The organism is Streptomyces sp. NPDC048734 (assembly GCF_043198675.1).
Lineage (GTDB): Bacteria > Actinomycetota > Actinomycetes > Streptomycetales > Streptomycetaceae > Streptomyces.
Genome location: NZ_JBICUZ010000006.1, coordinates 329,061 through 336,303 on the forward strand (window position 1 = coordinate 329,061; position 7,243 = coordinate 336,303).

Annotated in this window: 4 protein-coding genes; all 4 read left to right on the forward strand. The window is 73.6% G+C overall.

Annotated features, from left to right (window positions below; translation table 11 throughout):
• Nucleotides 1–119: 119 nt before the first annotated feature.
• The 4 genes from ppdK (at nucleotide 120) to adhE (ending at nucleotide 7,135) form a co-directional block, all read left to right on the forward strand.
• Nucleotides 120–2,816: a pyruvate, phosphate dikinase gene (gene ppdK, locus ACGFQC_RS18715; protein WP_363092926.1), complete on the forward strand. Its 2,697-nt coding sequence runs from the start codon at nucleotides 120–122 to the stop codon at nucleotides 2,814–2,816.
• A gap of 103 nt (nucleotides 2,817–2,919) precedes the next feature.
• Nucleotides 2,920–3,303 (forward strand): hypothetical protein, encoded by a 384-nt coding sequence (locus ACGFQC_RS18720; RefSeq protein ID WP_363092925.1) that lies wholly within the window; start codon nucleotides 2,920–2,922, stop codon nucleotides 3,301–3,303.
• A gap of 287 nt (nucleotides 3,304–3,590) precedes the next feature.
• The gene (locus ACGFQC_RS18725) at nucleotides 3,591–4,238 is read left to right on the forward strand and encodes a CBS domain-containing protein (RefSeq protein WP_363092924.1); all 648 of its coding nucleotides are present in this window, start codon (nucleotides 3,591–3,593) and stop codon (nucleotides 4,236–4,238) included.
• A 218-nt stretch (nucleotides 4,239–4,456) separates the two neighbouring features.
• On the forward strand, nucleotides 4,457–7,135 hold the full coding sequence (gene adhE / locus ACGFQC_RS18730; RefSeq protein ID WP_363092923.1) for a bifunctional acetaldehyde-CoA/alcohol dehydrogenase: 2,679 nt from the start codon (nucleotides 4,457–4,459) through the stop codon (nucleotides 7,133–7,135).
• Nucleotides 7,136–7,243 lie beyond the last annotated feature (108 nt).

The following is a 7,243-nucleotide window of genomic DNA, read 5'->3' on the forward strand; positions in this document are numbered from 1 at the left end:
GCCGGGGGCCGGCCCGGGGCCGACCGGCCCCCGCGGGCGGGACCGCCGGCACCTCGCGTGCGGCGGCTCCCGGACCGACGCTGGAAGCATCACGCCCCACACCTGAGGAGCACAGCGTCATGGCGCGTTACGTGTACGACTTCACCGAGGGTGGCCGTGACATGGCCGGCCTGCTCGGCGGCAAGGGAGCGAACCTGGCCGAGATGACCCGTCTCGGACTGCCGGTGCCCCCGGGATTCACCATCACCACGGAGGCCTGCCGGGCCTTCCTGGAGTCCGGCGGCGAGCCCGCGGGCATGTGGGAGGAGGTCTCCGCACACCTGTCGTCCGTCGAGGACGCCGCGGGCCGGCTGCTGGGCCGGCCGGACGACCCGCTGCTGCTGTCCGTCCGCTCCGGCGCCCGGTTCTCCATGCCCGGCATGATGGAGACGATCCTCGACATCGGTCTCAACGACGAGTCCGTCCTCGGTCTGGCCAAGGTCTCCGGCAGCGAGCGCTTCGCCTGGGACTCCTACCGCCGTCTCGTCCAGATGTTCGGCAGCACGGTCATGGGGGTCGACACCGCGCACTTCGAGCGGGCCATCGCCTCGCTGAAGGACGTGCGCGGGGTCCGGGACGACGTCCACCTGGACGCCGGCGACCTCACCCAGCTGGTGGAGACGTACAAGAACATCATCCACCGGGAGACCGGCGAGGACTTCCCGCAGTCCCCCGCCGAGCAGCTGCGCCGCGCGATCCTGGCCGTCTTCGAGTCCTGGAACGGCGAACGCGCCCGCGTCTACCGGCGCCGCGAGCACATCGCCGACGACCTCGGCACCGCGGTCAACGTGCAGCGCATGGTGTTCGGCAACCTCGGTCCCGACTCCGGCAGCGGCGTCGCCTTCACCCGGGACCCGGCCACCGGACGCCCGGGCCTGTACGGCGACTACCTGTCCAACGCCCAGGGCGAGGACGTCGTCGCCGGCATCCGCAACACCGTCCCCCTCGACGAACTGGGCCGGCTGAACCCGGACGCGTTCGCCCGGCTGCGCGACCACATGGAGACGCTGGAGCGGCACTACCGGGACCTGTGCGACATCGAGTTCACCGTCGAGCGCGGCACGCTGTGGATGCTCCAGACCCGGGTGGGCAAGCGCACCGCGGAGGCCGCCTTCGCCATCGCCGCCGCACTGGCCGACGAGGGGCTCATCACCGCGGACGACGGCCTCGCCCGGGTGAACGGCGAGGGTCTCGCCCGGCTGATGTTCCCGCGCTTCGACGCCTCGGCGGGCGGTGAGCCGCTCGCCCACGGCATCCCGGCCTCGCCCGGTGCCGCGGTCGGCGCGACGGTCTTCTCGTCCGCGGAGGCCGTACGGCGCGCCGCGGCCGGCGAGAAGGTGGTGCTGGTCCGGCAGGAGACCACCCCCGACGACCTGCCCGGCATGATCGCCGCCCAGGCGGTGCTCACCAGCCGCGGTGGCAAGACGAGCCACGCGGCCGTCGTCGCCCGCGGCATGGGGAAGGTCTGCGTGTGCGGCGCCGAGGAACTCTCCGTCGACCTCGAGGCGCGGCGCTTCACCACGCCCGACGGCACCGTCGTCGAGGAGGGCACGGTCGTCTCCGTGGACGGTTCCGCCGGAGCCGTGTACGCGGGCGCGGTGCCGCTGGCCGACTCGGCGGTCATGCGCTTCCTGGAGGACGGCCGTGCGGAGGGGCACGCGGCCGACGTGGTCGACGCGGTGGCCCGCGCCCTGGACCGGGCGGACGCCGTCCGGCGCCTGGAGGTGCGCGCCAACGCCGACACCCCCGAGGACGCCGCCCGCGCACGCCGGTTCGGCGCGCAGGGCATCGGTCTGTGCCGCACCGAGCACATGTTCCTCGGCGAGCGCCGCAAGCTGGTCGAGGAGATGATCCTGGCCCGCACGGAGGCCGAGCGCGAGCGGGCCCTGGCGGCTCTCCTGCCGCTCCAGCGCGAGGACTTCACCCGCATCCTGGAGGCGATGGACGGCCTGCCGGTCACCATCCGGCTGCTGGACCCGCCGCTGCACGAGTTCCTGCCGGACCACACCGAACTCGCCGTCCGGGTCGCCGCCGTCGAGGCCCGCGGCGAACTGCCCGACGCGCACGACACCGAGCTGCTGACGGCGGTGAACCGCATGCACGAGGAGAACCCGATGCTCGGGCTGCGGGGCGTGCGCCTCGGCCTGGTGGTGCCCGGTCTGGTCGCCATGCAGGTGCGGGCGATCGGTGAGGCCGTGGCACGACGGGTGTCGGCCGGCGGCGACCCCCGGGCGGAGATCATGGTCCCGCTCGTGGGGGACGTGCGCGAGCTGCGGATCGTGCGGGAGGAGGTGCGGCGCGTGCTCGACGAGGTCTCCGCGGCGTCGGGTGTCTCCGTCGACTGCCCCGTCGGAACGATGATCGAGCTGCCCAGGGCGGCGCTGACGGCCGGCCTGATCGCCGAGGAGGCGGAGTTCTTCTCCTTCGGCACCAACGACCTGACCCAGACCACCTGGGGCTTCTCCCGGGACGACGTGGAGGCGGAGTTCTTCTCGGCCTACCTCGACAAGGGCGTCTTCCCCGTCTCCCCCTTCGAGACGCTCGACCGGGAGGGCGTGGGCCGGCTGATCGGGATCGCCGTCGCCGAGGGCCGCGCCACCCGGCCCGGGCTGAAGATCGGGGTGTGCGGCGAGCACGGCGGGGACCCCGACTCGGTGCACTTCTTCCACGCCGCGGGCCTGGACTACGTCTCCTGCTCGCCCTTCCGGGTGCCGGTGGCGCGGCTGGAGGCCGGACGGGCGGCGCTGGAGGAGGCCGACGTCAGCGACAGCAGGTGAGCGGGACCCTCGGCCCCGGTACCGGGGTCGGCCGACCCTGGGACCGGGGCACCGCGCGCAGCAGGCTTGGGGTGTACCGGAACGATCACGAGGAGCGGATCACATGACTGCCAAGGACATGGCTGCGGTTGAGGTCACCACCACCGTGCTGGTGCGCGCCGAGGGCGAGGTGGACGAGGAGTCCCTCGCGTACCTGCGGGAGAAGGTGGGTGCCGCGCTCGACCGGCGCGGGCTCCCGGCCGTCAGCGGCGAGGTGCGCGTGACCAGGGCCGTGGCCCACCACGTCGAACTGCCCTGGTCGGCCGCCGCCGAGATCCGGGTGGGGAACGAACTCGTGGTCGTCCACGCCCGCGAGGCCAGCGCGCGCGAACTCGCCGACCGGCTGCAGGACCGGCTGCGCGACGGAACCGAACGCGTCGCCCACCGCGGGGACGTGACCCGCAGGACGGCCACGCCGCCGCCGTGGCGCGGCGGCCCGCAGCAGTAGGGCCCGCGGGCCCGTGCCCGAACCGGCGGGGGGCGGGGGGGCGCGGCGGGGCCCCCCCCCCCCCCCCCCCCCCGGGCGGCCCCCCCCCCGCCCCCCCCCCCCCGCGGCGCGCAGGTGTACACGGGCCTCGGGGCGGCGCGCCGGCGGGCGCCCGCTGGGGGGCCCCGCCCCGGCGGGGGGGGGGCGCCCCGCCGCTGTGGGCCCCGGGGCCCGGGCCCCCCCCGGGGGGGGGGGGGGGGGCCGGGGGGGCCCCCCGCCCCCCGCCCACGCCCGTGAGGAGAACCCCCGTGACACACCGCACCGTCGGCGAAGTGATGACCAGGGACGTCGTCGAGGCACGCCGGACGACGCCCTTCAAGGAAGTCGTGCGGCTGCTCGACCACCACCGGATCAGTGGACTGCCGGTGATCGACGACGACGACAAGGTGCTCGGGGTGGTCTCCGGGACCGACCTGGTGCGCGCGCAGGCGCACCGGTCCGGGCACGGCCGGGACGGCGCCGTCACCGCCGCCGACCTGATGTCGAGCCCCGCGATCACCGTGCACCCCGAACAGAGCGTCCCGGACGCGGCCCGGCTGATGGAACGCCGCGGCGTCGAGCGGCTGCCCGTCGTCGACGAGGAGGACCGGCTCATCGGCATCGCCACCCGCCGGGACCTGCTGCGGGTCTTCCTGCGCACGGACGACGACCTGAGCCGCCAGGTCGGCGAGGAGGTCGTCGGCAGGACCCTGGGGCTGCCGCCCGACGCCGTCCGCGTCTCCGTACGCGACGGCGTCGTCACCCTCGACGGCCGCGTGGAGACGCGCAGCCAGGTCCCGGAGGCCGTGCGCGCGGCGTGGCGGCTCGAAGGCGTCGTGGGCGTGGTGAACGCGCTGACGTTCCGCGTCGACGACTGCGCGGCGCCGGCCGCGTCGGGATCCCGGGTGCCCCGCTGAGGCGCCCGCACCGAACGGACCGACAGACCCTGCGAGTTCGGGCCGGACGGTCTCGGACGGGGACCTTCGGCACCTGCGGCGGGACCCCGTCCTCCGGCACAGTGGAACCAGGAAGCGGCGCCCCCACCGCGGTGCCGCTTCCGCCCCTGCCACCGCCGTCCTCGCACGGCGAACCCGAGCCGTGTGTCCACGGCCACCCTGACACTGGAGGCTCTTCCATGACCCGCCACGAATCCCGGACCAGGGCCACGGTCGGCACCGAGGCCACGGTCAGTGCCGAGGCCACGGTCGGCACCGAGGCCCCCTCCGACACCGCGGTCGCCGTGGACCGCCTGGTCACGGCCGGCCTCAAGGCCCTCGCCGACTACGAGAGCCTCTCCCAGGAGCAGGTGGACCACATCGTGAAGAAGGCCTCGGTCGCCGCCCTGGACCAGCACACCGCGCTGGCCCGCCTGGCGGTGGAGGAGACCGGACGGGGCGTCTTCGAGGACAAGGCGGCCAAGAACATGTTCGCCTGCGAGCACGTCACGCACAGCATGGGCCCCATGAAGACCGTCGGGGTCATCGCCCGCGACGACATCGAGGACATGGTCGAGATAGCCGAGCCGGTCGGTGTGGTGTGCGCGATCACGCCCGTCACCAACCCGACCTCCACCACCATCTTCAAGGCGCTGATGGCGCTCAAGACCCGTAACCCGGTCGTGTTCGCCTTCCACCCCTCCGCCCAGCGGTGCAGCGCAGAGGCGGCCCGGATCGTGCGCGACGCGGCCGTCGCCGCCGGTGCCCCCGAACACTGCGTGCAGTGGATCGAGGCGCCCTCGGTCGAGGCGACCGACACGCTGATGCGGCACCCGGGCGTCTCCCTGATCCTCGCCACCGGAGGCAACGCCATGGTCAAGGCCGCCTACTCGGCGGGCAAGCCGGCCCTGGGCGTGGGTGCGGGCAACGTCCCCGCCTACGTGCACAGGAGCGCCAAGCTGCGCCGGGCCGTCAACGACCTCGTGCTGTCGAAGTCCTTCGACAACGGCATGATCTGCGCCTCCGAGCAGGCCGTCATCCTGGACACCGCGATCTACGACGCGGCGCTGGCCGAGTTCCGCACCCTGCACGCCCACCTGGCCACCGCGGAGGAGAAGGCGAAGCTGGAGGCGTTCCTCTTCCCCGTCGACCACAAGGCGGGGGCCGGCTGCGAGCCCAAGGTCAACGCGGCGGCCGTCGGCCAGAGCCCGGTGTGGATCGCCGAGCAGGCCGGGTTCTCCGTGCCGGAGCACACCTCGCTGATCCTCGTGGAGGCAGGCCGGGTGGGACCGGACGAACCGCTGACCCGGGAGAAGCTGTGCCCGGTGCTGGCGGTGCTGCGCGCCGAGGACGAGCGCCACGGCTTCGACCTGGCCGCCGACATGGTCGCGTTCCACGGCCAGGGCCACAGCGCCGTCGTCCACACCGAGGACCGCGCCGTGGCGGAGGCCTACGGCATGCGCATGAAGACCGTGCGGGTCATCGTCAACGCCCCGTCCTCGCAGGGGGCGATCGGCGGCATCTACAACGGCCTGCTGCCGTCGCTGACGCTCGGCTGCGGCTCGTGGGGCAGCACGTCGGTGTCGAACAACGTCTCCGCCGCCCAGCTGCTCAACGTCAAGCGGGTCTCCACGCGCCGCAACAACCTGCAGTGGTTCAAGGTCCCGCCGAAGATCTACTTCGAGCCGCAGGCCATCCGCTACCTCACCTCCATGCCGGACGTGCACCGCGTCACGATCGTCACCGACGCGACCATGACCCGTCTCGGCTTCGTCGACCGGATCACCGGTGTCCTGCAGCGGCGCCGCGAACCGGTCACCCTCCAGATCATCGACAACGTCGAGCCCGAGCCCAGCATCGACTCCGTGCGGCGCGGCGCCCGCCTGATGGAGGACTTCCGCCCGGACACGATCATCGCGCTCGGCGGCGGTTCGCCCATGGACGCGGCGAAGGTGATGTGGCTGCTGTACGAGCAGCCGGACATCGACTTCGCCGACATGCGGCAGAAGTTCTCCGACATCCGCAAGCGCGCCTTCCGCTTCCCGACGCTCGGCAAGCTCGCCCGCCTGGTGTGCGTGCCGACCACCTCGGGGACCGGCGCCGAGGTCACGCCGTTCGCCGTCATCTCCGATCCGGCGACCGGCAAGAAGTACCCGCTGGCCGACTACGCCCTCACCCCCAGCGTGGCCATCGTCGATCCGCTGCTCACCACCGCGCTGCCGCCGGTCCTGGCCGCCGACAGCGGCTTCGACGCCCTCACCCACGCCATCGAGTCGTACGTCTCCGTCTACGCCAACGACTTCACCGACGGCCTGGCGCTGCACGCGATCCGCCTGATCTTCGACAACATCGGGGCCGCGGTGAACGACCGCGCCGCCTCGCCCGAGGCCCGCGAGAAGATGCACAACGCCGGCACCATCGCCGGAATGGCCTTCGGCAACGCCTTCCTGGGCATCGTCCACGCCATGTCCCACACGCTGGGCGCGACCTTCCACATCGCCCACGGCCGCACCAACGCGGTCCTGCTGCCGCACGTCATCCGCTACAACGGCAGTGTCCCGACCAAGCTGACCGGTTGGCCCAAGTACGAGAACTACCGGGCCCCCGAACGCTTCCAGGACATCGCCCGCGCCCTGGGCCTGCCCGCCGCCACCCCCGCCGAGGGCGTGGAGTCCCTCGCCCTGGCCGTCGAGCGGCTGCGCGAGGCCGTCGGCATCGAGCCGACGTTCAAGGCCCTCGGCGTCGACGAGAAGGCCTTCGTCGAGGCCCTGCCCCAGCAGGCGCTCAACGCCTACGAGGACCAGTGCGCGCCCGCCAACCCCCGCATGCCGATGCTGGACGACATGCAGGAGATCATGCGCGCGGCCTACTACGGCTGAGCGCGGTCGCCGGGCGGCGAGCACACCGGAGCCGGGGGGGGGGGGGGGGGGGGCGGGCGGGGCGGGGGGGGGGGGGGGGGGGGGGGGGGGCGGGGGGGGGGGTGGGGG

What these genes read in the sequence shown, in the direction of transcription:
- ppdK (WP_363092926.1), top strand. Translation starts at nt 120, where the DNA reads ATGGCGCGTTACGTGTACGACTTCACCGAGGGTGGCCGTGACATGGCC.
- ACGFQC_RS18720 (WP_363092925.1), top strand. Translation starts at nt 2,920, where the DNA reads ATGACTGCCAAGGACATGGCTGCGGTTGAGGTCACCACCACCGTGCTG.
- adhE (WP_363092923.1), top strand. Translation starts at nt 4,457, where the DNA reads ATGACCCGCCACGAATCCCGGACCAGGGCCACGGTCGGCACCGAGGCC.